Consider the following 22,458-nt stretch of genomic DNA (forward strand, 5'->3'; position numbering starts at 1 on the left):
GCAGGACATGACCGTATCGCCCTTCGACCACCCACTGCTCTCCGCTCTTCTCGGCGACGAAGAAGCGGCGAGGCATTTTTCCGTCGAGGCGGAAATCGACGCGATGCTGGCCTTCGAGCGTGCGCTGGCGGAGGCGGAGGCCGAAAACGGAATCATAACCAAGGATGATGCCGCAGCTATCGTGGCGGCGCTGGCCAAGTTCCGTCCCGATACCGCCTTGCTGCAGGTTGCCGTCGCCAGGGACGGCGTCATCGTGCCGGAACTCGTGCGCCAGATCAGGGCAGCGGTTGGCGAACCGTATGGCCAGAAAGTGCATTTCGGCGCGACTAGCCAGGATGTCGTCGACACCGGCCTGATGCTTCGGCTCAAATCCGTTGTCGAACATCTCGATCTGCTGTTGACCGAAACAGTCATGCGACTCGTCTCGCTCGAAGAGCGCTTTGGAAGCAGGGCGCTGACTGGCATGACGCGCATGCAGAAGGCGATTCCGATCAAGGTGCAGGATCGTGCGACAGCGTGGCGGGCGCCGCTACAACGACAACAGGAGAGGCTGTCGGAACAGTCGAGGCGCCTGCTGGTGGTGCAGTTCGGCGGTGCCGCCGGCACACTGGAGAAGCTCGATGACAAGGGGCCGGCGGTGCGCGCAACACTAGCCGCAAAGCTCGGCCTTGGCGACGCCCCGCAATGGCAGAGCCAGCGTGAGTCGCTCGCCGATTTTGCCGGCCTGATGTCGCTGGTTTCAGGCAGCCTCGGCAAGTTCGGCCAGGACATCGCGCTGATGGCACAGGGTGGGACCGAGATCGAGCTTTCCGGTGGCGGCGGCTCGTCGGCCATGCCGCACAAGCAGAACCCGGTGAAGGCCGAGGCGCTGGTGGCGCTTGCCCGCTTCAACGCCACGCAGCTTTCCGGCATGCATCACGCGCTCGTGCATGAGCAGGAGCGGTCGGGCGCGGCCTGGACGCTGGAGTGGCTATTACTGCCGCAGATGGTCGTCGCAACGGCCGCGTCGCTGCGCCTTGCCGCTGAGCTGGCCGCACAGGTCGAAAGTCTCGGCCGCTGATGCGCACGCAAATCGTCATCGTCGGGTCCGGACCGTCCGGCCTGCTGCTTGGGCAGCTGCTGGCCGGCATCGGCGTCGAGACGGTCATTCTGGAACGTGCGAGCCGCGAGCACGTTCTTGGCCGCGTGCGGGCAGGGGTGCTCGAACAGGGCACGGTCGAACTGCTGGAACAGGCCGGCGCGGCGGCAAGGCTGCATGCCGAAGGGCTGCCGCATTCCGGCATCTCGCTCGCCTTCGACGGACGCCTGCACCGCATCGACCTCAAGGCACTGACCGGCGGCAGGCATGTCACCGTCTATGGCCAGACCGAGGTGACGCACGATTTGATGGACAAGCGCGACGCCGCAGGGCTGACCACGATTTACGAGGCGGCAAATGTAGCTCTGCACGATTTCGACGGCGCCGCACCTTTCGCCACCTATGGCCGGGACGGGGTCACGCATCGGATCGATTGCGACTTCATTGCCGGCTGTGACGGTTATCACGGCGTCAGCCGCAAATCGGTGCCCGAGCGTGCGCTGAAAATCTTCGAGCGGCAGTATCCGTTCGGCTGGCTCGGCGTGCTGGCCGAAGTGCCGCCGGCCGATCACGAACTGGTCTATGCCAATCATGAAAGGGGTTTTGCGCTGTGCTCGATGCGCTCGACGCACCGGAGCCGCTACTATGTGCAATGCCCGCAAGACGATCGCGTTGAGGCATGGTCTGACGACCGCTTCTGGGACGAATTGCGCCGCCGCTTGCCGGAGCAGACAGCCGCAAATGTCGTCACCGGGCCATCCTTCGAGAAATCGATCGCGCCGCTGCGCTCCTTCGTTGCCGAGCCGCTGCGTTTCGGCAGGTTGTTGCTGGTCGGCGATGCCGCCCATATCGTGCCGCCCACCGGAGCCAAGGGCCTCAACCTCGCCGCCAGCGACGTTCGCTATCTCTTCTCGGGTTTGCGCGACTTCTACCGCGACAAAACCATGGCCGGCATCGACGTCTATTCCGGCAAGGCGCTGGCGCGAGTCTGGAAGGCGGTTCGCTTTTCCTGGTGGATGACGACGATGCTGCACCGTTTTCCCGACACCGGCGACTTCGGCCAGCGCATCCAGGAGGCCGAGCTCGACTATCTCGTGCAGTCGCGTGCCGCATCGACCGCACTCGCCGAGAACTATGTCGGCCTGCCCTACTGAGGGCTGCGGATCATCCGGCGCCTTGCTGCCTGGCAAAATCCAAAAGCATCGGACGTTGTCCCCTGAGGATTTTCACCTCGGCCTCGGGCAAGGTGAACCAGCCCGCTCTGTCGACCTCCGGGAACGCCTTTAGGGATCCCGACCTTGGCGGCCATTCCATGGTGAAGCTGTTGCTCTTGATGGCGGCTACATCGATGTCGATGGTCGCCTCGACAGACCAGGCCGTGACGATCTTGCCGCCCGGTTGCCTGTAGTCGCCAAGCCGCGCGAAGGTGCCGTCGACCCTGACGCCGAGCTCTTCCTCGGTCTCGCGTTGCGCTGCCGTCAACTCATCCTCGTCCTCGCCGACGAGGCCCTTCGGTATCGACCAGGCACCATCGTCCTTCTTCGCCCAGAACGGTCCACCCGGGTGGACCAGCAGCACCCTGAGATCGTCGTCGCTGCGGCGATAGATCAGCAATCCCGCACTGCGTTTTGCCATTTTTGCATGTCCATTTGCGAAGCCGGCAGCCTGCCGATGGTCCTTGAATCGTTGACGCGAACATTGCACTAGGGGATTGCGACGCTATGTCAGGCACGTCTGCATTGCACCTCACCCGCGAGTCCGGCAATCTGATACCATCGCTTATTTGGCGGCTCGAAGGCTAGGTGACGATGCAACTCGGTCTTATTGGCTACTACAGCGACTTCGTCGTGTATCCGCTGGTGATCGCCGTTCTGGCAGTGGCCGGGCTGCTCGAGGCCGGCGAAGAGAGTGCGCCAGGATGGATAGGCACTGTCCTCGCCTGTCTAGGCCTCTGGACGCTGATCGAGTATGTGCTGCACAGGTTCGTTCTTCACCATATTCCTTACATCAAGGACCTGCACGACCGTCACCATGTCGAGGAACGCAGTTCTGTGGGCACGCCGACCTGGCTCAGTCTCGGGGTGCATGCCCTGGTCGCGTTCCTGCCGGTATGGATGGTCTCCGATTTCGCCACCGCGAGCGCGGTGAGCTGCGGGTTGATGCTGGGATACCTCTGGTACATCAGCATCCACCACATGATCCATCACTGGCATCCCGCGCATCCGAGCTACCTCTACACCCTCAAGCGCCGTCATGCAGTGCATCACCACATTGAGGAAACGGCCAATTTCGGTGTGACGTCGGCGTTCTGGGATCGCGTTTTCGGCACGGCGCGGCTCTAGTCTGAAGCCAGTTCAGCCTCGGCCGTTCAGCGCCTCTTGCCGCGACCGCCGGGGGATTTGGCCCCGCGGGGGCCGCTCTGAACCGGCGTGTTGTTCTGGTTCTCGTCGGACAGTTTTCGCCAGCGAGCGAGGCGCTCCGGATCGAGGGTTCCTGCCTTCAAGGCAGCCTGCACCGCGCAGCCCGGCTCATGCACATGCGTGCAGTCGCGGAACTTGCACAGCGGCGCGAGCTCGGTGATTTCGGCAAACAGCGTGTCGATGCCATGGCCGACATCGCTGACCTGCAGCGTCCGCATGCCCGGCGTGTCGATCACCCAGCCGCCGCCGGCAATGGAATGCAGCGATCGCGACGTCGTGGTGTGGCGTCCCTTGGCATCGTGCTCGCGAATGCCTCCGGTCTGTTGCGGCGATTGCTGCGCCGATCCGGCCAGCGTGTTGACCAGCGTCGATTTGCCGACGCCGGAGGAGCCGATCAGCGCCACCGTCTGGCCGGCACCGCACCATGCAGTCAGGACGGCTGCCGCATCCGATGTGCGGGGGTTCAGCATCACGACCGGCAATCCACGCTGCAACGCGGCAGCCTGCCTTGCATACGCCTCGGCGTCTTCAGCGGTATCGGCCTTGGTCAGCAGGATCACCGGCGTCGTTCCGGCCTCGTTGGCCAGCGCCAGATAGCGCTCGAGCCGGGCTGGGTTGAAGTCGGCATTGCACGAGGTGACGATGAACAGCGTGTCGACATTGGCCGCGGCAAGCTGCGGCACCCTGCCGCCCTGGGTGCGGCGCTCCAGCACCGACTTGCGGGATAGGCGGCGCTGCACAAGGTGTTCATGCCGATCGACCAGCACCCAATCGCCGACGGCATAGTCACCGGTATTCGCCTGCGCCGGCAGCGTCAGATCGACCGGCCCTGCCTGGGACAGGCCGGTCAGGCGATCGCGGTGGACGGTGGCGATCCGCGTCGGGACGAGATCGGCGTCGCCGGGCTCGAGCTGATCAGTGAAAAAATCCGTCCAGCCCAGGCTGGCGAGAGATGGCATGGAAGAATCCGTCACGGCTTTGACCACGGCGTCGCAGACATCGGACAGTATCCCTGGCAGGTGAGACGCGAATGCGGCGGGCGATCGCCCAGGCCGTGTATGGGCGGCATGGCGACTTTTGGCAAGCAGGCGCGTAGCCGGGGGCCGAACAGCAAGCTTCTGCAGCCTAACCCATGATCGTCGACCGATGATGGGGTCGATGAAACAGTGCCGTCCGAAGGCGTTGGCGCGAAATGGCGAGCTGCGTCGGTTTTTCTGCTGACGCCATCAGTTTTTGAAGTGTTAACAAATAATTTGACGCATGGAATGTTTTTGCGTTCTATTGGGAACTGTGAAAATTGACTGAATAAGTGCCGTCGAGCATTGTCGCGTCCGGTCAACGGCCGCATGACTGGTGGCGGCTCCGATCGTTGGCAAGGGATCAGGAATATACCGATGGCGGAGAAGACGCACCGCACGATGGATGACTTCGCCCAGGCATGTGGCGTGTCCCGCCCGACGCTGTCCAAATATTTCGACGATCCGGCGAGCGTGAAGCCGGCGACGCGGGCGCGCATCGAAGCCGCCCTGCGCTCCTCGGACTATCAGCCCAACCTTTTCGCCCGCAACCTCAACCGCAAGCGCACCCGCAACATCGGTATCGTCGTGCCGACGATCACCGATCCGTTCTACGCCGAGATGGTCAGCCGCATCGAGTTTCGCTGCCGCGACGAAGGCTACTGGCCGATCGTCATCTCCTCGCATGGCTCGCCGAAGCTGGAAGCGGAGTCGGTCAGGACGCTGCTGTCGCTGAAGGTCGCCGGCGCGATCATCGCCCCGCTCGGCCTGGCCTCCGACCGCAGCGTTTTCGACAAGCTCGGGCAGGACATTCCGATCGTCTATTTCGACACCTATATCGAGGGCGATACGCCGTTCGTCGGCAACGACAACCGGCAGAGCGTGTCGACCATCGTCGACTATCTCTGCCGCTCGGGCGAACCGCCTGCCTATCTCGACATTCCCCATGTCAACCACAACTCCGGCGAACGCCAGGAAAGCTATATCGTCGCCATGGAGACCGCCGGTTTCAAGCCGGTCGTCATCGAGGCCGCGCGTGATTACACCTGGGACTTCGAACGCATCGGCTACGAGCAGACGGAAAAAATGCTGGAGGCCGGCACCTTGCCTGGCCGGACCATCCTGTGCGCCAATGATCGGCTCGCCTTTGGCGTGATGGCGGCCGCGTACTCGCGCGGCCTGAAGGTCGGCCGCAGGCCCGATTGCGATCTGCGCGTTGCCGCACATGACGATCATCCGCTGAGCCGTTACACCTGCCCGGCGCTGACCACCATGGCGCAGGATTTCACCGCCATGGCCGGCCGCAGCGTCGAGATCCTGCTGGCTCTGCTGGACGAGGCCGATCCGCCAAAGCAGGGCATGGCGCGCACCGTCAAGCTCGGCGCCACCCTGGTGATGCGTCAGTCGGCCTAAGCGTCGCTATCCTTCTCGAAGTGACGCCAGGCAGCCACCGCCTCGGCCACCGCTTGCCGGGCAGCGGGAATATGGCGTCCCATCGAGACGAAGCCGTGGATCTGGCCCGGCCATTGCCTCAGGATCACAGACACGCCCGCGGCTTGCAGGCGCGCCGCATAGGCTGCTCCTTCGTCGGCGAGGATGTCACAGCCGGCAAGCGCGACGTATGCCGGCGCGACATCGGCGAGATCAGGCGCCAGCAAGGGCGAGACGCGCCAGTCCATGATGTCGCCGGGCGTTCGCACATAGTGGTCACGGAACCATGCCATGGTGGTTGCGGTGAGGCCGAAGCCGTCGCCGAAACGCTGGTAGCTATCCGATGTCTGCCGCGCGTCGGTGTTGGGATAGATCAGGAGCTGCGCCGCAAGCGCTGGAGCCAGCCCATCGCGGGCAAGCAGCGCCAGCACGGCGGCGAGATTGCCGGCGCTGTCGCCGGCGACAGCGATGCGGACCTTGTCGATGCCGAGATCGGCGGCATTCTCCGCCATGAAGCGCAGCGTCGCCAGCCCATCCTCGAGCCCTGCGGGAAATTTGTGTTCCGGCGCCAGGCGATAATCGGGGCAGACAATGACGGCGGCGCCGAGATTGGCCATCTGGCGGCAGATCTCGTCATGCGAATCGAGATTGCCGATGACCCAGCCGCCGCCATGCAGATAGAGCAGCGCCGCCGCCCCGCTTTGTGGCGCGCCGATGCCGCGATGGATGCGGAGCACAACAGGCCCGTTCGGCCCTTCGATCTGCTGTTCCAAGGTCGTTGCGACCGGCTCGTGCTCACCCTGTAGAGTCGGGGAAGAAGCATTGTAGGCGGCTCGCGCCGCCGCCACGCTGCCGGTCTCGAACGGCTCGCCACCCGCTGCACGACCGATTTCGAGGACGCGCAACGCGTCCGGATCGAGCGTCATGATCATACCTTCAGGCCAGCAGGTCGCTTGCCTCTTCCTCGGTCAGCAGGGCCGGCTGGACGCCATCGCCCGCGATGGCGACCGAGCCCTGTGTTTCACCGGAGCGCAGGATCGCCTCCATGATCTCCAGCACATGCAGCGCCAGATTGCCGGAGGCGCGTGGCGCGTTGCCGGTTTGAAGCGATCGCACCAGATCGGCGACGCCGAGCATGCGGTAGTTGGCGCGGTCTGGCGCGGCATAGGGCCAGTTGCGTGCGCCGTAGAGCTCGCCTTCGCTGGCGAAGTCCTTCCACTCAGTGCCGCGTTCGGACAGCGACACGGTGCCGCCGAACGTGTCGGGGTCGGGCAGGCGCAGCGAGCCCTCCGTACCGTGCAGCTCGATCGGGTGGTTGGAGTGGCGAAAGACATCCCACGAGGCGCCGAAGGTGACGGTCGCACCGGAGCGGAACTCGAGCAGCGACAGCACATTGGTCGGCGTGCCGACCTTGAATGTGGTGTTCTTGAATGGACCGTCGGCAGTGATCAGCCGCTCCTCCTGGCCGCGTGTTGCCATAGCCATGACGCGCTCGACCGGGCCGAGCAGATTGACCAGCATGGTCAGATAATATGGGCCCATGTCGAACACCGGGCCGCCGCCCGGCTGGTAATAGAATTGCGGGTTTGGATGCCAGTGCTCCATGCCGCGTCCCATCATGAAGGCCGTGCCGGTGACCGGGCGGCCGATGGCGCCGTCGTCCATCAGCCGCCGCGCCCGGCGTCCGGCAGCGCCGAGAAAGGTGTCGGGCGCCGAGCCGAGCAGCAGGCCGCGTGACCGCGCCTCGTTGACCAGGCGCCGTCCATCGGCGGCCGAGGTGGCGAGCGGCTTTTCGGTGAAGACGTGCTTGCCGGCCGAAAGCGCGGCAAACGAAATATCGAAATGCGCCGCCGGAATGGTCAGGTTGAGGACAAGATCGATCTCGGGGTCGGCCAGCAGCGCATCGACGCCGAGCGGTCGGATGCCATATTCCTTCGCCCGCAGCGCCGCCATGTCGGCGGAAATATCGGCGCAGGCGCGCAACTCGACGCCGCCGAAGAGGGCGGCATTGCGCAGGTAAGTCATCGAGATATTACCGCATCCGATAACGCCGATTCCGAGTTTCGTCTTTGATTTTCCGTGCATTTTCGATCGTACCTCCCCGACGCGGTCATGGTCTGCCGGATCCGCCCACCGGTAACGGATCGCTTTCCCAACGGCTATACAACATTTTAAATATTGACGCGCGTAAAATTTTTATACAACATGCGAAAACGCTGGCGCGATATCGGGAGGCTGCCAGCCTAGGAGGAGAAAATGACAGACATGAAAAACGGCCGACTGCCGATGCGAATCCCGTGGTTCATGCGCGCATTGGACATTTCCGCCGTGGCTAGGGACGGCTGCGGGTCAGGCATAGATCACCTTGGCCCCGGTCCTATCAAGCTGGCTGCGTATTGGGCCGGACAGGCCATCGTCCGTGATCACGACATCGACGCTCGACAGCGAAAAGGCCTTGGAGGTTCCGCTGACGCCCCATTTGCTCGAATCCGCAAGGAGGACAACGCGCCGGGCCATACGCACGAGGTTTCGCTTCGTTCGCGCCATGTCTTCGTTCACGTCGACCACATCCAGTGACGAGTCAATCGCATGCGCTCCAACAAAGACCTGATGCGCTACCAAGCCGCCGAGAGCCGTGTCGGCATCGGTGATCAGCGTGCTCACCGTGTCTGGATAGACCCGGCCACCGATCATGTGAACGTCGAGCCCGGGCCGATGCATCAGATGCTGCACGATATTCATCGCCGTGGCCGCGACCACGACATTGCTGAGCGGCGGTAACTGCATGGCAACCTGCATCAATGTCGAGCCGCCGTCGAAGATGACCGATTGGTTGTCCTCGAACAGTTCTATCGCTGCCCGGGCGATGCGTTTCTTTGCATCGAGGTTCGTTTGCATCCGCCGGGCGAACGCGGCCGTGGTCGAATCCGTGGTCCGGGTCACCGCGCCTCCGCGGGTCTTGGTCAGCAGTCCCTTGCGGTCCAGTATCTCGAGGTCGGAGCGCACCGTGACCTCCGACACGCCAAAATCGTCAGACAGGTCCTTGATGCGAACCTGTCCGCTGCGTTGCACTTCACCCAGGATCGATTGGCGTCTCTGCTCTGACAACATTTCCCTGTCCTTGCCTCCATGCGCCAAGCAATCACCCTGGCCTCGGTCCACTCTACCAAAAATATGCAAATTCGAAAGATTTCGAAAGATTGCGTTTGTCTTTTCTTTCGCAAACACTGAGGTCAGGATTTTGAAATCAATCGATTGGAGAGTTTTGGACTCATGAGCCTCGGAACCAAGGTGCGCCTGGCGCGCCTCTTCTCACATCCATCGGGTAATCTTTTTGGCGGCGCGGTCGACCACTTTGTCGGCTATGGCGACGTGCGCAAAGGAGGTCTTGCCGACCTGCCGGGCGCGCTTGCACGCGTCATGGTAGGCAAACCCGACTATGTCAGCATCCAGCCTGGCACCGCGCGCCATCTGTGGCCGCAATACGCGGGCAAGGCTTGCCTGGTGATCCAGGCCGGCTGCTTCACCCCGGACGATCGCATCAGTGAACTGATTGCAACGCCCGAGGATGCGGTGCGCGCTGGCGCCGATGCGTTGGCCGTGGCCATTCCGGTGCGCGGCGCGACCGAGGGAAAATACATACGCTGGCTGACCGATTCGGTGAACGCGGCGGCCCGTTACGGCATGCCGGTGGTGGCGCATATCTACCCTCGCGATTTCACCGACGGGGCAAAAATCGTCTTTACCCCCGACGAGATCGCCTATGCGGCACGCATCGGCTACGAGTCCGGCGTCGACGTGATCAAGATCGGTTACACGGGCGATTTCGAGTCTTTTCGAGAGACCGTTCGGACCTGCCCGGTGCCGGTTGTGATCGCCGGTGGTCCGAAGACCGACACGCTGCTCGGCGCCCTTCAGCAGACGGCGGACGCCATCCGTGCCGGCGCGCGCGGTGCCGTGGTGGGCCGCAATCTCTGGGGGCACGGCGATCCGGAAAAGGCAGCGATCGCCTTTCGGGGCGTCATCCATGACGGCCTTTCGGCGCAAGACGCCCTGGCGAAGGCGGGTGCCTGAACGATGCCCACTGTCCCTTCAATCCTCGGCTTCGGAGCTATTGCGATCGACGACATCGTCTATGTCGATCAGCCGTTGTCGGCGGGCAAGGGGAAGGTTGTGCAAAGCGCCCGAGCTTTCGGGGGAAATGTCGCGACGGCACTTGCCGCCGTCGCGCGGCTCGGCGGAAGCGCCGGGTTCGTCGGATGGTTGGGCAGTGCCGCCGACGACGCCGTGTTGTGCGATCTCGTTGCGAGCGGCGTTGAAACCGCGTTCGCGCCGCGCCACCCGCACGCGCGCCCGGTGCGCTCGCGGATCACCGTCGGTTCGGATGGGGAGCGATTCATTGCGTATGACGACGAAGCGATGCTGGGCACCGCGCCGGACTTTCCGGACGAGGTTCTCAGCCGCGCGACCGTCCTGATCGTCGACAGTTACGGGATCGGGTCGCTGGATGTCGTGGCTCGGGCTCGTGATCTCGGCCTTGCGATCCTCGGCGATGTCGAATGGAGCCACGGCCCAGCCACCGAGAGACTGATCGGGCTCTGCGACCATCTCATTCTTCCGCTCGGCTTTGCGCGGACCGCCACAGGCCGCCGGGAGCCGGCCGAGATACTCGATGCGTTGTGGTTGCCGTCGCGGTCCGCCGTGGTCCTGACGGATGGCGGCAGGGGCGTCTTCTATCGCGGACGCGACGAGACAGGGCTCTGGCACCTGCCTCCGCACCGGGTTGCCGTCGTCGACTCGACCGGCGCCGGTGACTGCTTTCATGGCGCCTATGCCCTTGCATTGACGCGCGGGGCCGACACCGCAGGCCGGGTCGCGTTCGCGGCCGCGGCGGCGGCCCTTTCGATAACGGGGCGGGGCGGGCGCGAGGCGCTTCCGACCGACGCCCAGGTCACGGAACTCCTGGCATCGACGAACGCGCCGTCGGCAGTCGAACTGAAATGTGCGCGGCCCCATACCGGAACATAGCCCGAACTATCCGAGGAAATATTTCGCAGGTGAACGTAAGCCGAGGACAATCATAAAAATCAGTGGCTTGGACTTGTGGAGGGAGGAATATGGCAGAAGTCGTTCTTGAGAATATCTGCAAGACATACGGGAACAATTTTCACGCAATCGACCAATTGAACCTGTCGGTCAAGGACGGCGAGTTTTTGATTCTCGTCGGGCCGTCCGGCTGTGGCAAATCCACCGCGTTGCGGATGATCGCGGGATTGGAGGACGTCACCAGCGGCAGCCTTCGGATCGGCGGAATAGACGTCGTCGACATGCCCCCCAAGGACCGCGACATCGCGATGGTCTTCCAGAGCTACGCCCTCTACCCGCATATGACGGTGTTCGAAAACATCGGCTTTTCGATGCGGCTGGCAGGCAAGCCCAAGGCCGAGCGCAAAAAGCGCGTGGACGAGATCGCCAAAACCCTTCAACTGACGTCTTTGCTGGACAGCAAACCCGCGAACCTTTCAGGCGGACAGCGTCAACGGGTTGCCATGGGCCGCGCCATGGTGCGCGAGCCGGCAGCGTTTCTCATGGACGAACCCCTTTCCAATCTGGACGCGAAACTACGTGTTCAAATGCGCGCCGAAATCACCAGTCTGCAAAAGCAGCTCGGCGTAACGACCATATATGTGACCCACGACCAAACCGAAGCCATGACGATGGGCGACAGGGTCGCGGTGTTGAAAGGCGGCGTTCTGCAGCAGGTCGACACACCCAAGAGGCTCTATGAATCTCCGGTGAACGCCTTCGTTGCCGGCTTCATCGGATCTCCTTCGATGAACCTTTTCGAGGCGGCCCTGACGGGCGACGAGCTGATGTCCGGCGCCTTGGCCATCCGGCTGCAGGATGCAGCCTTCGTGCGCAGGCCGGGCTTGAGGTCGTATGCGGGGCGCAAGGTCGTGTTCGGGATACGGCCGGAGGATCTCTATGACAGCAGCCTCGAATCCGGCCGCAAGTATCAGACGATACCGGCAAAGGTGACCTCGATCGAAGAACTTGGATCCGAACAAATCGTCCATCTCAACATCGACGCGGTCCGGGTGGACTCCGGCGACCCTGACGCGGTGCAGGATTTCGGCCTGGCGTCGAATGCGGTGGCGAAATTCGAACCGGTCAGCACAGTCCGCTCCGGCTCGGAAATCAGGTTGGCCCTGGATGATACCAAGCTCCATTTCTTCGACCCGGAGACGCATCTGGCAATCTGAATATCAGCGATAAGATCCGCGGGTGAGGGTGAGGCGCCTGCATAAGAAGACTTCTGAATAATCAGACGATCGGCCGCATTGTGCGGGCGAATATAAAGAAGGAGGAGAAAATGACGTTTCGTATTAAACCCGCGATGCTGAAAATAGCCGCGGCCGCATGGTTGCTTGGCGCAACCGGCGCCATGGCGGATACGACGCTTGAATTCACCCAATGGTGGGAGCCCGAATTGCCGGCAGGCTCGCTCAGGGCAATCATGGATGACTTCGAGGCCGCAAACCCCGGAATCAAGGTGACGCTGGTCAGCGGCCCCTACGCGACCACGCGAGACCAGATCTCTGTTGGTGCTGCAACCGGAACGCTCAGCGACGTCGTAGGTCTCGACGGTGCCTGGGTGAACAATCTGAATGCGCAGAACGCACTCGCCGACATGAATCCGATGATGGATGCGGGCGGTTTCGACAAGAGCCAGGTCGCGGACATCATCAAGGTGGACGGCAAGGCGGTGATGTTTCCAGTGGCTTCCTTCGTCTATCCGGTCTTCGTGAATTTGGACCTCGCCGCCCAGGCAGGCGTGACCAAGCTGCCGTCGACCCGTGCGGAGTTTCTCGAAGCCGCCAAGAAGATGACGAAAGCCGACAAGAACCAGTATGGCTGGGTGCTGCCCCTGTCACTGCAAACGCCGTCCGGCGTCCAGAACGACATGATGTCGTGGGTTTGGGCTTCGGGCCAGTCGATGATGGCGAACGGCAAGCCAGACCTTGAGGGCAGACCGGTGGTGGATATGCTCACCTTCGTCAAATCACTCAACGACGCCGGCACCATCTCGCCCGGCATCGCCACCAAGACCGAGCAGGAAAAGGTCGAGGAGTTCGTCAACGACCGCGTCGGGATGATGATCGACTCGCTCGCGCATGTGAACCTCATCCGCAAGCGCAATCCCAAGCTGAACTTCGACCTGATCCCCGTCCCGGTCGTGGAAAACTATACCGGCAAGCGCGGCCTTCCCTATGCTTCCTGGGGCATCGGCATCTCTGCGGCTTCGAAACATCAGGAAGAGGCCTGGAAACTCGTCCAATATGTGATGAGTGAAAAGGTGAACGCCAAGCTCGTGTCGCTTGCAAACGCCTTCCCGGGCAACGTCAACGCCAAGCCCGATTTCGTGACCTCGGACAAGGCTTTTGGCAAGGCTTTTGAAATTTTCAAGACCGGTTATCTCGCCAATGAGTTCACGGGTCTGCCGGTGGCTGAAGACCTGATGACCCAGTTCGACGTGCAAGCCCAGAAGATGCTCGCCGGCGAGCAGTCTCCCGAACAAGCCGCGGCGGCCGCTCAGAAGGGCTGGATGGCGAAATTCTGATCGGCCTGTTCCCGTTTGCTGTCTTAGACCGGGTGGCCTGACTTCGGACAGGCCACCCGGCAACAACGGATCGGCAATTAGAGTGGACCTGTTTTTGAAGCTTACCTTCCCTTGAAGGCGTATCCCAAGGTTGGCACATGACCCAGCACAAGCGCTCCCACCACAAGCTCAAACGAGCGGTCGCGCCCTACCTCTATCTGTCGCCCTCACTGCTCATAATCGGGCTTTTGATGCTGCTGCCGATGGTGACGGTGATCGGCTACTCGTTCCAGAACAGCGCGGTGCTGCGTCGTGACCCATCCTTTGCCGGACTGAAACACTACCAGGCGATCTTCAACGACCCCGTGTTCTGGGCTTCGCTATGGCACACGCTCTACTTCACATGCATGAGTGTCATTTTCCACATGACCATCGGCATGGTTTTCGCGCTCATGCTGAACAGCGACCGCATCAATCCGACGCTGCGCAATATTCTGCGCGTGCTCTATATACTGCCCTGGCTGTTCACCGCGGTGATTATCGCCGTGATCTGGCGCCTCCTGCTTGAGCCGAACGGTGTCGTGAATAGCATTCTCATGCAAATCGGCATCATCGGTTCCAAGGTCGAATGGTTTTCCTCGCCTGCGACCGCCCTGCACGCCGTCACCTTTGCCAATATCTGGGCGGGCTATCCGCTCTTCATGGTCAGCCTGCTCGCGGGTTTGCAGGGCATTCCCAAGGATTTCTACGAGGCCGCCGATATCGACGGGGCGAAAGCCTACCAAAAGCTGATCTTCATCACCATTCCGCAGCTGATGCCGATCATCATCAGCATCTCGCTGCTCGACTTCATCTGGACCATGCAGGTCTTCCCGTTAATCTGGATAACGACGGGCGGTGGCCCGATCTATTCGACCGAGGTCCTCAGCACCTACACGTACAAGCTGGCGTTTTCGAGCTACAACCTGTCGCAGGCTTCAGCCAGCGCTGTGGTTATCTTGCTGATCTCTCTCGGCCTGACGCTGTTCTATATTCGCTATCAAAAGGCTCGGTAGTCATCATGAGGAAAAGGCACACGCCGAAAGACAGGCTGATCACCGTCGCGCTCCATGTGGCGCTTGCAGCGGGGCTCTTTTTCGCGGCATTCCCGATCTACTGGATGCTGAGCAGTTCGTTCAAATCGAATACCGAAATCTTTGCCCTGCCACCAACCATCCTGCCAAAGGCGTTCACGCTGGAAGCGTATGCAGCCATTCTTGGCGACCCGGTAAAGCTGCGCTTCTTCTTCAACAGCTATTTCGTGGCGGGAGCGGTGACCGTGCTGACGGTGCTGATCGCCTTGCTGGCGGCCTACGGATTCAGCCGCTTCAACTTCCGCGGCAAGGGCATCCTGAACACAATCATCATCAGCACGCAGACGATTCCGCCGATCACACTTTTGATCCCCTTCTTCGGGCTTGTCGTCTCATACGGTATCTTCGATACCTACGTCGCACTGATCCTGACTTACCTGGTGTTCACGCTGCCGTACGCGATCCTGCTGATGACGGGATATCTGAACACCTTGCCCCGCGATCTCGATGAAGCCGTGGCTGTCGATGGCGGCTCCAGTTGGACAGCGCTTTGGCGGGTGATCGTCCCGATTTCACTGCCTGGTATCGTGGCGACGTCGGTCTACACCTTCCTGTTGTGCTGGAACGAATTTCTCTTTGCGCTGACGCTGACGAAATCGACGTCCATGCGCACCGTCCCGATCGGCATCCAGCTGTTGATGGGGCAGCACGCCTTCGAATGGAACCAGATGATGGCGATGAGCGTGCTCGGCTCGCTACCGCTCTTGCTCATCTACCTCGTTGCCCAGAGGTACTTCCTCGCCGGCATGACCGCGGGCTCGGTCAAGTAGGATGTTCATCCCAGGGCGACGGTGGCATCAAGCAATAAGCGGTATCAAGGAATGAAAGGATGAACGTGAAAGACCTCAAAGTCGGCTGCCAGACCTTCACCTGGGAAATGCTGGGAGAGCGGTTCAGCGGCGGCCCCGACGATCTGCTGAAGGCGATCTCTGACGGTGGCTATGCCGGCATCGAGATCACCGACACCATGATCGGGCACTATGGCGACAAGCCGGAGGAGTTCGCCGCCGCGCTGAAGGTTTCGGGGCTGACTCTGGTTTCCTTCGCCTTTGGCTCGAACAGTGGTTTTACGCTGAAGGAGGAGATCGGCGCCGACCTCGAAACCGCCAAGCGCTGGATCGACTTCGCCTCCGCATTTCCTGGCGCGCTGGTGTCGATGGGTTCTGCGACGGTGGTGTCCGACGGTCCGCGCGAGGACAAATTCGCCATCGCGGCCGAGGTCTACAACAAGGCCGGCGAGATCGGACGCAAGGCCGGCGTCCAGGTTGCGGTGCATCCAAGCTCGCACCACAACACGCTGCTGTTCGACCGCGCCGATTACGACGCGATCTTTGCCTTGCTCGACCCCGACCTGGTCGGCTGGGTGCCGGATACCGGCCATATCCTGCGCGGCCACAGGGACATGGCAGACACGCTGCGCACCTACCGTGATCGCATCCGCTACATCCACCTCAAGGACGTCGATGCCAACGGTACCTGGGCCATGCTCGGCAAGGGCGTCTGCGACACCCCGGCGGTGATCGAGATCGCCAACACCGCACCGCGCTTCAACGGCTGGCTGGTGCTGGAGGAAGAATCCGAAACGGCCGCCGCCGATCCCGCCGGCGCGGTCAAGACCAACCGCCAGACAATGCGCTCCTACGGCGCCTGAAGAACGAGACGATGATCAAGAAACAGGACAGACGCCTCAGGGTCGGCGTGCTCGGCTGCGGCCCCATCGCGCAGTTCGCGCATCTGCAATCCTGCGTGAAGGCCGGCAATGCCGACCTCTACGCCATTTGCGACGCGGCGCCCGATCTGCTTGCTCGCATGGGCGCCACTTACGAGCCGCAGAAAATGTATTCCGACTATGAGGCAATGCTCGCCGATCCTGAGCTGGAAGCGGTGATCGTCGCCACATCGGACGCCTATCACGTTCCGATGTCGATCAGGGCGCTCAACGCCGGCAAGCATGTTCTCTGTGAAAAGCCGATCGGCACCTCGGTTGAGGAAGGCGAGGCGCTGGCCGAAGCGGTCAGGCGCTCGGGCAAGATCCTGCAGGTCGGGCACATGAAGCGCTTCGATCCGGCACTGGAGGCGGCGCGCGACTTCGTTCGCGACGAGATCGGCGAAGTGCTGGCGCTGAAGGCCTGGTATTGCGATTCAACCCATCGCTACACCAACACCGATGCCGTGCAGCCGCTGCCCGTCACCAGCAAGCTGGCGAAGAAGCCGGCGGGCAATCCCAAAGCCGATCTCAGGCAATACTTCATGCTGGCCCATGGCTCTCATCTCGTCGATACGGCGCGCTTCCTGTGCGGCGATATCGTCGCCGTGCGAGCCCGCCTCAATGAGAAATTCGGCGCCTGTTGCTGGTTCGTCGAGACCGAGTTCGCCAGCGGCGCGCTCGGCCACCTCGACCTTACTGTCGCCGTCCGCATGGATTGGCATGAAGGCTTTCAGCTCTACGGCGAGAACGGCTCGGTCATCGCCAGGACATTCAACCCCTGGTACTTCCGCGCCAGCGAGGTCGAGATATTTCACGAGAAGACCGCCACCGCCCACAAGCCGCTCGGCGCCGACGGTCATTTCTTCCGCCGCCAGCTGGAAGGCCTTGCCGACACGGTGCTGAACGGCGCGCCGATGCGCGGTGCCAATGTCGAGGACGGCATCGCCTCGATCCGCGCCATGGTCGCCATTGCGCGTTCGGTCGAGACTGGTGAGCGGGTCGAACTCGCCTCGGTTTCGGGGGCGGTGTGATGCGTCTCGGCATTTTCGCCAAGACTTTTCCGGGCACTGAGCCGGCTGCCGTGCTGACGACGGTGCGCCAGGCTGGCTATGAGACGACGCAGTTCAATCTCGCCTGCGCCGGCCTGCCGTCGATGCCGGATGCGGTGCCGGCAAATGCCGTCGCTTCCATCCGCATTGCGGCGCAATCGAGCGGCATTTCACTTGCAGCGCTATCGGGCACCTACAACATGGCGCATCCCGACAAGGCTGTCCGCGACGATGGCCTCAGGCGTCTCGCGGTCGTCATCGAGGCTGCTGCTGCCCTGGACATCCCGCTGGTCACACTCTGCACCGGCTCGCGCAGCGCCGCCGATCAGTGGGCGTATCATCCCGACAATGCCGATCCGGCCGCCTGGTCCGACATGGCCGCCGAGATGGCGAAGGCGCTGGCGTTGGCCGAAGAGGCCGGCGTTGATCTCGGCATCGAGCCCGAACAGGCCAACGTCGTCACCTCGGCCAAGGATGCGACGCGGCTGATCGCCGAGATGGGATCGAAGCATCTGAAGATCGTGCTTGATCCGGCGAACCTGTTTGAGCACGCGACGCCGGACGAGGCCCGCGCCATCATTGCCTCTGCGATCGACGAGGCCGCCGGTCATATCGCCATGGCGCACGCCAAGGACCGTCATGGTGACGGCCGCTTCGCCACCGCGGGACAAGGCATCGTCGACTTTCCGGATTTCGTCGCGCGGCTGAAGGCAGCGGGCTTCGACGGATCGCTCGTCACCCACGGCCTGTCCGCCGATGAAGCTCCCGGCATCGCTGCCTTCCTGCGAGGGCTGCTCTGATGGGCGCCACGCCAACGATCCTGCTTGGCGACGATGCAGCGCTTCGTGTCTTCGATACGGGGCAGGGCAGGCTTCCCGTCGTGTTCCAGCATGGCCTCGGCGGTGACGCAGCGCAGGTCGCGCAGAACTTTCCCGACAGGCCGTCATACCGCCGGCTCACCGTCGAATGCCGCGCGCAGGGCGGTTCCGACGCCGGCACGACACGTCCCTTTTCGATCGTGATGTTCGCCGACGATGTCCTGGGCGCCGCGGATGCGGCCGGCCTCGACCGTTTCGTCGCCGGCGGCATCTCGATGGGTGCGGCCATCGCCTTGCAGCTTGCCGCCCGGCACCCGGACCGCGTCCTGGGTTTGGTGCTTGTTCGCCCTGCCTGGGCTTTCGATACAGCGCCGCAAAACATGCGTCCTTACGTGGAGGCGGCGGAGCTCATCCGCAGTCGTCCACTGGATGAGGCGCGCGATGCCTTCGCGGCCTCGGCGACAGCGGCCCGCTTTCGCATCGAAGCGCCGGACAATCTTGCTTCCTTGCTCGGCTTCTTCGCGCGCGAGAACGCGGCCGTCTTTGCCGAGGTGATGCAGGCGATTGCAACCGACGGGCCCGGCGTCACGCGGGCAGCGGCCGCTGGGCTCGCGCTCCCCACGCTCGTCATTGGCAGCGGCATCGATCTCGTCCATCCGCTGGCCACCGCTCGCAGCCTTGCCGATGCTATCCCCAACGCGGCCTTTAACGAGGTGACGCCGAAGGCTGCCGACAAGGATCGTCATTTCGCCGAGATCCGCGCCGCCATCGGCAGCTTCCTCGAAGATCGTTTCAACAACCAGGACCAATCATGATCTCGAAATCTCTCTCCGGCCCAGCCGCCATCGCCGCATTGCCGCGTGACCGTATGATCGCCGAATTCTCGCTGTGGTCCGCCGATCTCGTCAATTTTGAGAGCGATCTCAGACGTATCGAACCCTATGTCGATCTTCATCACATCGATGTGGCGGACGGGCATTTCGCCCCGTCCTTCCTGTTCTTCCCCGATCTCGTCGCCCGCATCGCCGGACTGACGGAGAAGCCCATCCATGTCCATCTGATGGTCGATGACGCAATCGTCGAGGCGCAGACGCGCCAGTTCATCGAAGCCGGCGCCGACATGGTCAGCGTCCATGCCGAAAATGGCGAGGCGGGATTGCGCGCCGTTCGGCTGGCACGCGAACTCGGCGCCGAGGCCGGCGTCGTGCTCAGGCTGGAAACGCCGGTCGAGGTGGTGACGCCTTTCGTCCCGGAGGTCGCGTTCGTTACGCTTCTGGGAACTGCCATAGGCGTCAAGGGCCAGAGCCTGTCGGACAAGGCCTGCGACAGGCTGGGCGCTGCCCGCGCCATCCTGAGAAAGGCCGGCCGCGAGGCGCAAGTGGTTCTGGCCGCTGATGGCGGCATCCGCCATGAGACCGTGCCGTTGCTGCGTGCAGCCGGTGCCGAAACCGTGGTTCTCGGTTCGCTCGCCTTCGGCGACAAGGATCTCGCCGGCCGCATCGGCTGGCTACACGGATTGAAGGTCGCGGCATGACAATGGAAGCCGCCCTCGCGATCGATCTTGGCGGGACGGAGCTTCGTGCCGCCCTGGTCGACCGTGAAGGCAAGATCCTCGCATTCGGTGCTGTGGCGACTCAGGCGCAGGCTGGCCCCGACGTGGTGATCGGCCAGATCGAGGCGCTGGCGGCGACCGTCCATGCCGGGGCCCCGGCACTTTCGATCGTCGGCGTCGGCGTCGGTGCGCCGGGACCGCTCGATCCGCTGGCCGGCATCGCCGTCGGCCCGCCGACACTCGCCGGCTGGCTGGATGTGCCGCTTGCCGACATCCTCGAACGCCGGCTCGGCCTGCCGGTGCGGCTGGAGAACGATGCCAATGCGGCGGCGCTCGGCGAATGGCGCTTCGGCGCCGGCCATGGCGCTCGCTCGCTGGTCTTTGTCACGGTTTCCACCGGTATCGGCGGCGGTGTCGTCGTCGACGGGCGCATCCTGCATGGCCGCCGTGGCCTGGCCGCCGAGATCGGTCACATGACCATCACCAATGAAGGCGAGCGCTGCGTATGCGGTGTCGTTGGCTGCTTCGAGGCCATCGCCTCGGGAACAGCACTTGGCCGCCGAGCCAGCGCCGCCACGGCCGCCGGAGACGGCTCGGCCTTGCGGCGCTTGTCATCGGACGCGGAGGTGACCGGCCGCCATGTCGTCGACGCGGCACGGCTGAGCGACGCTCTTGCCTCGGTCTTGCTGGAGGAGGAAGCGCGCTGGCTGGGCGTTGGCTTCACCAACCTCTTGCATCTCTATTCGCCCGATGTGCTGGTCGTCGGCGGCGGCATTGCCAATGGGCTCGACCTGATGCTGCCGACCATCGAGGCGACGATCAGGCAGCGGGCCATGCGCGCCTATCGCGACGTGCCGGTTGTTCCAGCCCAGCTCGGCCGCCATGCCGGGCTGGTCGGCGCGGCCAGCCTTGTCCTGTTCGACGACGTCGGCACGATTGCCGCCCGTATGCCCGTCGGCCCAAGCACATTTCCGGACACGCTGCTGAGCAAGGCCGGCACCGTCTGACGTTGCGACCTGCATGACAAAGGCCGGAGGCAGCTCGCCTCCGGCCTTTTACGCATTGACCGCGCGTGATTACTCGGCGGGAACAATATCAGCCGGCAGGCTGTCGTCGGCCGTGCCCGCCAGGGCCCTGGCCAGCTTGGCTTCGTCGAGTTCGCCTTCCCAGCGCGCCACCACCAGCGTGGCGACGGCATTGCCGACGAAGTTGGTCAGCGCCCGGCACTCCGACATGAAGCGGTCGACGCCGAGGATCAGCGCCATGCCGGCGACCGGCACCGCCGGAACCACCGACAGCGTGGCGGCAAGGGTGATGAAGCCTGCCCCGGTGATGCCGGCGGCGCCCTTGGACGAGAGCATCGCAACCAGCAGCAGCAGGATCTGGTCGCCGATCGACAGATGGATGTTGGTTGCCTGCGCGATGAACAGCGCCGCCAGCGTCATGTAGATGTTGGTGCCGTCGAGGTTGAAGGAATAGCCGGTCGGGATGACCAGACCGACCACCGAGCGCTTGGCGCCGGCCTTCTCCATTTTTTCCATCAGCGAGGGCAGCGCGGCTTCAGATGAGGAGGTGCCCAGCACCAGCAGCAACTCTTCCTTGATGTAACGGATCAGCGACAGGATGGAGAAGCCGTTGTAGCGGCAGACAGCACCCAGGACGACGAACACGAACAGAAACGCCGTCACGTAGAAGGTGCCGACCAGCATGGCGAGGTTGATGACCGCGCCGATGCCGTATTTGCCGATGGTGAAGGCCATGGCGCCAAAGGCGCCGATAGGGGCTGCCTTCATCAGCACGCTGACCAGCTTGAAGATCGGCGTGGTCAGCGCCTGCAAGAAGTTGAGGACGGGCGTGCCCTTGTCGCCGACCAGCGCCAGCGCAATGCCGAACAGCACCGACAAGAACAGCACCTGCAGGATGTCGCCGTCGGCGAAGGCGCCGACGATGGTCGACGGGATGATGTTCATCAGGAAGCCGGTGACCGACTGGTCGTGCGCCTTGGCGGCATAGGTGTTGACGGTCGAGGCGTCGAGTGTCGCCGGGTCGATGTTGAAGCCGGCGCCCGGCTGCACGACATTGGCCACGACCAGGCCGATGATCAGCGCCAGCGTCGAGAAGGTGAGGAAATAGAGCATCGCCTTGCCGGCGACGCGCCCGACTTTCTGCAGATCGCTCATGCCGGCAATGCCCGTCGTCACGGTCAGGAAGATGACCGGGGCGATGATCATCTTGACCAGCTTGATGAAGGCGTCGCCGAGCGGCTTCATGCTCTCGCCGACCGAGGGATAGAAATGGCCGAGCAGGATACCGACGGTGATCGCGACGAGCACCTGCACGTAGAGTTGGGCATAGAAAGGTTTGCGCTGCGCGGTAAGCGCGCCTGATTGGTCTGCGATGTGCATCGAACTCTCCCTGGCCGGATGGGCGGACCGCCCTGCGTGACTTCTCCCGTCGCGGCGCTCCGGTCGCACGCCGCTGCCAGGGAGTTTTGCAAGCGCTGTGCCAATTCGCGGAAAGGCCGGAATCCCGGCAATTCCGCCTTTGCTCGAAGCCATGCGGCAAATGTCTGTGCGGATTTCCGCACAAGCAACGTTTGCCTGGGCGGATTTTCGCATTACACTGATCGGAAAGCCGCGAAGAAAAGGAGAGG

The 22,458-nt window shown here is 63.0% G+C and carries 22 protein-coding genes; 16 read left to right on the forward strand and 6 right to left on the reverse strand.

Features of this window, described 5'->3' with window-relative positions; all coding sequences use genetic code 11:
- Positions 1 to 7 precede the first annotated feature (7 nt).
- On the forward strand, positions 8 to 1,060 hold the full coding sequence (locus EOA16_RS02405; RefSeq protein ID WP_127255174.1) for a 3-carboxy-cis,cis-muconate cycloisomerase: 1,053 nt from the start codon (positions 8 to 10) through the stop codon (positions 1,058 to 1,060).
- A complete protein-coding gene (pobA, locus tag EOA16_RS02410) occupies positions 1,060 to 2,232 on the forward strand; it encodes a 4-hydroxybenzoate 3-monooxygenase (protein WP_127255175.1) in 1,173 nt (390 codons plus the stop codon). The genes EOA16_RS02405 and pobA overlap by 1 nt, the downstream gene beginning before the upstream one ends.
- Before the next feature lie 10 nt (positions 2,233 to 2,242).
- Here pobA and EOA16_RS02415 read toward each other — a convergent pair whose 3' ends face one another.
- Positions 2,243 to 2,713 carry an NUDIX domain-containing protein gene (locus EOA16_RS02415; RefSeq protein ID WP_127255176.1) on the reverse strand — a complete coding sequence of 157 codons (471 nt, stop codon included), beginning with the start codon at positions 2,711 to 2,713 and terminating at the stop codon, positions 2,243 to 2,245.
- Positions 2,714 to 2,886: 173 nt separating this feature from the next.
- On the opposite strand from EOA16_RS02415, the gene EOA16_RS02420 reads away from it, so the two are divergent.
- Positions 2,887 to 3,420, forward strand: a complete 534-nt coding sequence (locus EOA16_RS02420; RefSeq protein WP_127255177.1) for a sterol desaturase family protein — start codon at positions 2,887 to 2,889, stop codon at positions 3,418 to 3,420.
- A 26-nt stretch (positions 3,421 to 3,446) separates the two neighbouring features.
- Here EOA16_RS02420 and rsgA read toward each other — a convergent pair whose 3' ends face one another.
- On the reverse strand, positions 3,447 to 4,457 hold the full coding sequence (gene rsgA / locus EOA16_RS02425; RefSeq protein ID WP_164754068.1) for a ribosome small subunit-dependent GTPase A: 1,011 nt from the start codon (positions 4,455 to 4,457) through the stop codon (positions 3,447 to 3,449).
- 435 nt (positions 4,458 to 4,892) lie between these two features.
- On the opposite strand from rsgA, the gene EOA16_RS02430 reads away from it, so the two are divergent.
- Positions 4,893 to 5,927: a LacI family DNA-binding transcriptional regulator gene (locus EOA16_RS02430; protein ID WP_127255179.1), complete on the forward strand. Its 1,035-nt coding sequence runs from the start codon at positions 4,893 to 4,895 to the stop codon at positions 5,925 to 5,927.
- Here the strand turns inward: EOA16_RS02430 and EOA16_RS02435 are convergent.
- The 3 genes from EOA16_RS02435 to EOA16_RS02445 form a co-directional block, all read right to left on the reverse strand.
- Positions 5,924 to 6,871: an alpha/beta hydrolase gene (locus tag EOA16_RS02435; RefSeq protein WP_127255180.1), complete on the reverse strand. Its 948-nt coding sequence runs from the start codon at positions 6,869 to 6,871 to the stop codon at positions 5,924 to 5,926. The two genes, EOA16_RS02430 and EOA16_RS02435, sit on opposite strands and share 4 nt — an antisense overlap.
- Before the next feature lie 10 nt (positions 6,872 to 6,881).
- Positions 6,882 to 8,030 carry a Gfo/Idh/MocA family oxidoreductase gene (locus EOA16_RS02440; RefSeq protein ID WP_127255181.1) on the reverse strand — a complete coding sequence of 383 codons (1,149 nt, stop codon included), beginning with the start codon at positions 8,028 to 8,030 and terminating at the stop codon, positions 6,882 to 6,884.
- A gap of 264 nt (positions 8,031 to 8,294) precedes the next feature.
- The gene (locus EOA16_RS02445; RefSeq protein ID WP_127255182.1) at positions 8,295 to 9,056 is read right to left on the reverse strand and encodes a DeoR/GlpR family DNA-binding transcription regulator; all 762 of its coding nucleotides are present in this window, start codon (positions 9,054 to 9,056) and stop codon (positions 8,295 to 8,297) included.
- Positions 9,057 to 9,218: 162 nt separating this feature from the next.
- Between EOA16_RS02445 and EOA16_RS02450 the strand changes: the two genes are divergently transcribed.
- From EOA16_RS02450 to EOA16_RS02505, 12 genes are all read left to right on the forward strand, one after another.
- Positions 9,219 to 10,019 (forward strand): class I fructose-bisphosphate aldolase, encoded by an 801-nt coding sequence (locus EOA16_RS02450; protein WP_127255183.1) that lies wholly within the window; start codon positions 9,219 to 9,221, stop codon positions 10,017 to 10,019.
- A gap of 3 nt (positions 10,020 to 10,022) precedes the next feature.
- Complete coding sequence (locus tag EOA16_RS02455) at positions 10,023 to 10,973, forward strand: PfkB family carbohydrate kinase (RefSeq protein WP_127255184.1); 951 nt, start codon at positions 10,023 to 10,025, stop codon at positions 10,971 to 10,973.
- A gap of 89 nt (positions 10,974 to 11,062) precedes the next feature.
- Positions 11,063 to 12,208 carry an ABC transporter ATP-binding protein gene (locus EOA16_RS02460; RefSeq protein ID WP_127255185.1) on the forward strand — a complete coding sequence of 382 codons (1,146 nt, stop codon included), beginning with the start codon at positions 11,063 to 11,065 and terminating at the stop codon, positions 12,206 to 12,208.
- Between the two features lie 110 nt (positions 12,209 to 12,318).
- Positions 12,319 to 13,566, forward strand: coding sequence for a sugar ABC transporter substrate-binding protein (locus EOA16_RS02465; protein ID WP_127255186.1), 1,248 nt, complete (start codon positions 12,319 to 12,321; stop codon positions 13,564 to 13,566).
- A 137-nt stretch (positions 13,567 to 13,703) separates the two neighbouring features.
- Positions 13,704 to 14,600, forward strand: coding sequence for a sugar ABC transporter permease (locus tag EOA16_RS02470; RefSeq protein ID WP_127255187.1), 897 nt, complete (start codon positions 13,704 to 13,706; stop codon positions 14,598 to 14,600).
- A 5-nt stretch (positions 14,601 to 14,605) separates the two neighbouring features.
- Positions 14,606 to 15,448: a carbohydrate ABC transporter permease gene (locus EOA16_RS02475; protein ID WP_027036113.1), complete on the forward strand. Its 843-nt coding sequence runs from the start codon at positions 14,606 to 14,608 to the stop codon at positions 15,446 to 15,448.
- A 59-nt stretch (positions 15,449 to 15,507) separates the two neighbouring features.
- Positions 15,508 to 16,329, forward strand: coding sequence for a sugar phosphate isomerase/epimerase (locus tag EOA16_RS02480; RefSeq protein ID WP_127255188.1), 822 nt, complete (start codon positions 15,508 to 15,510; stop codon positions 16,327 to 16,329).
- Between the two features lie 11 nt (positions 16,330 to 16,340).
- Complete coding sequence (locus tag EOA16_RS02485) at positions 16,341 to 17,417, forward strand: Gfo/Idh/MocA family oxidoreductase (protein ID WP_127255189.1); 1,077 nt, start codon at positions 16,341 to 16,343, stop codon at positions 17,415 to 17,417.
- Positions 17,417 to 18,235: a sugar phosphate isomerase/epimerase gene (locus tag EOA16_RS02490; RefSeq protein ID WP_127255190.1), complete on the forward strand. Its 819-nt coding sequence runs from the start codon at positions 17,417 to 17,419 to the stop codon at positions 18,233 to 18,235. The genes EOA16_RS02485 and EOA16_RS02490 overlap by 1 nt, the downstream gene beginning before the upstream one ends.
- Positions 18,235 to 19,068 carry an alpha/beta hydrolase gene (locus EOA16_RS02495; RefSeq protein WP_127255191.1) on the forward strand — a complete coding sequence of 278 codons (834 nt, stop codon included), beginning with the start codon at positions 18,235 to 18,237 and terminating at the stop codon, positions 19,066 to 19,068. The genes EOA16_RS02490 and EOA16_RS02495 overlap by 1 nt, the downstream gene beginning before the upstream one ends.
- On the forward strand, positions 19,065 to 19,787 hold the full coding sequence (locus tag EOA16_RS02500) for a ribulose-phosphate 3-epimerase (protein ID WP_127255192.1): 723 nt from the start codon (positions 19,065 to 19,067) through the stop codon (positions 19,785 to 19,787). Before EOA16_RS02495 ends, EOA16_RS02500 begins: the two co-directional genes overlap by 4 nt.
- Complete coding sequence (locus tag EOA16_RS02505; RefSeq protein ID WP_127255193.1) at positions 19,784 to 20,812, forward strand: ROK family protein; 1,029 nt, start codon at positions 19,784 to 19,786, stop codon at positions 20,810 to 20,812. Before EOA16_RS02500 ends, EOA16_RS02505 begins: the two co-directional genes overlap by 4 nt.
- A 69-nt stretch (positions 20,813 to 20,881) precedes the next feature.
- On the opposite strand, the gene EOA16_RS02510 is transcribed toward EOA16_RS02505, so the two are convergent.
- Positions 20,882 to 22,210: a dicarboxylate/amino acid:cation symporter gene (locus EOA16_RS02510; protein ID WP_127255194.1), complete on the reverse strand. Its 1,329-nt coding sequence runs from the start codon at positions 22,208 to 22,210 to the stop codon at positions 20,882 to 20,884.
- Between the last annotated feature and the right edge of the window lie 248 nt (positions 22,211 to 22,458).

This window comes from Mesorhizobium sp. M7A.F.Ca.US.008.03.1.1 (genome assembly GCF_003997495.1).
Classification (GTDB): Bacteria; Pseudomonadota; Alphaproteobacteria; order Rhizobiales; family Rhizobiaceae; genus Mesorhizobium.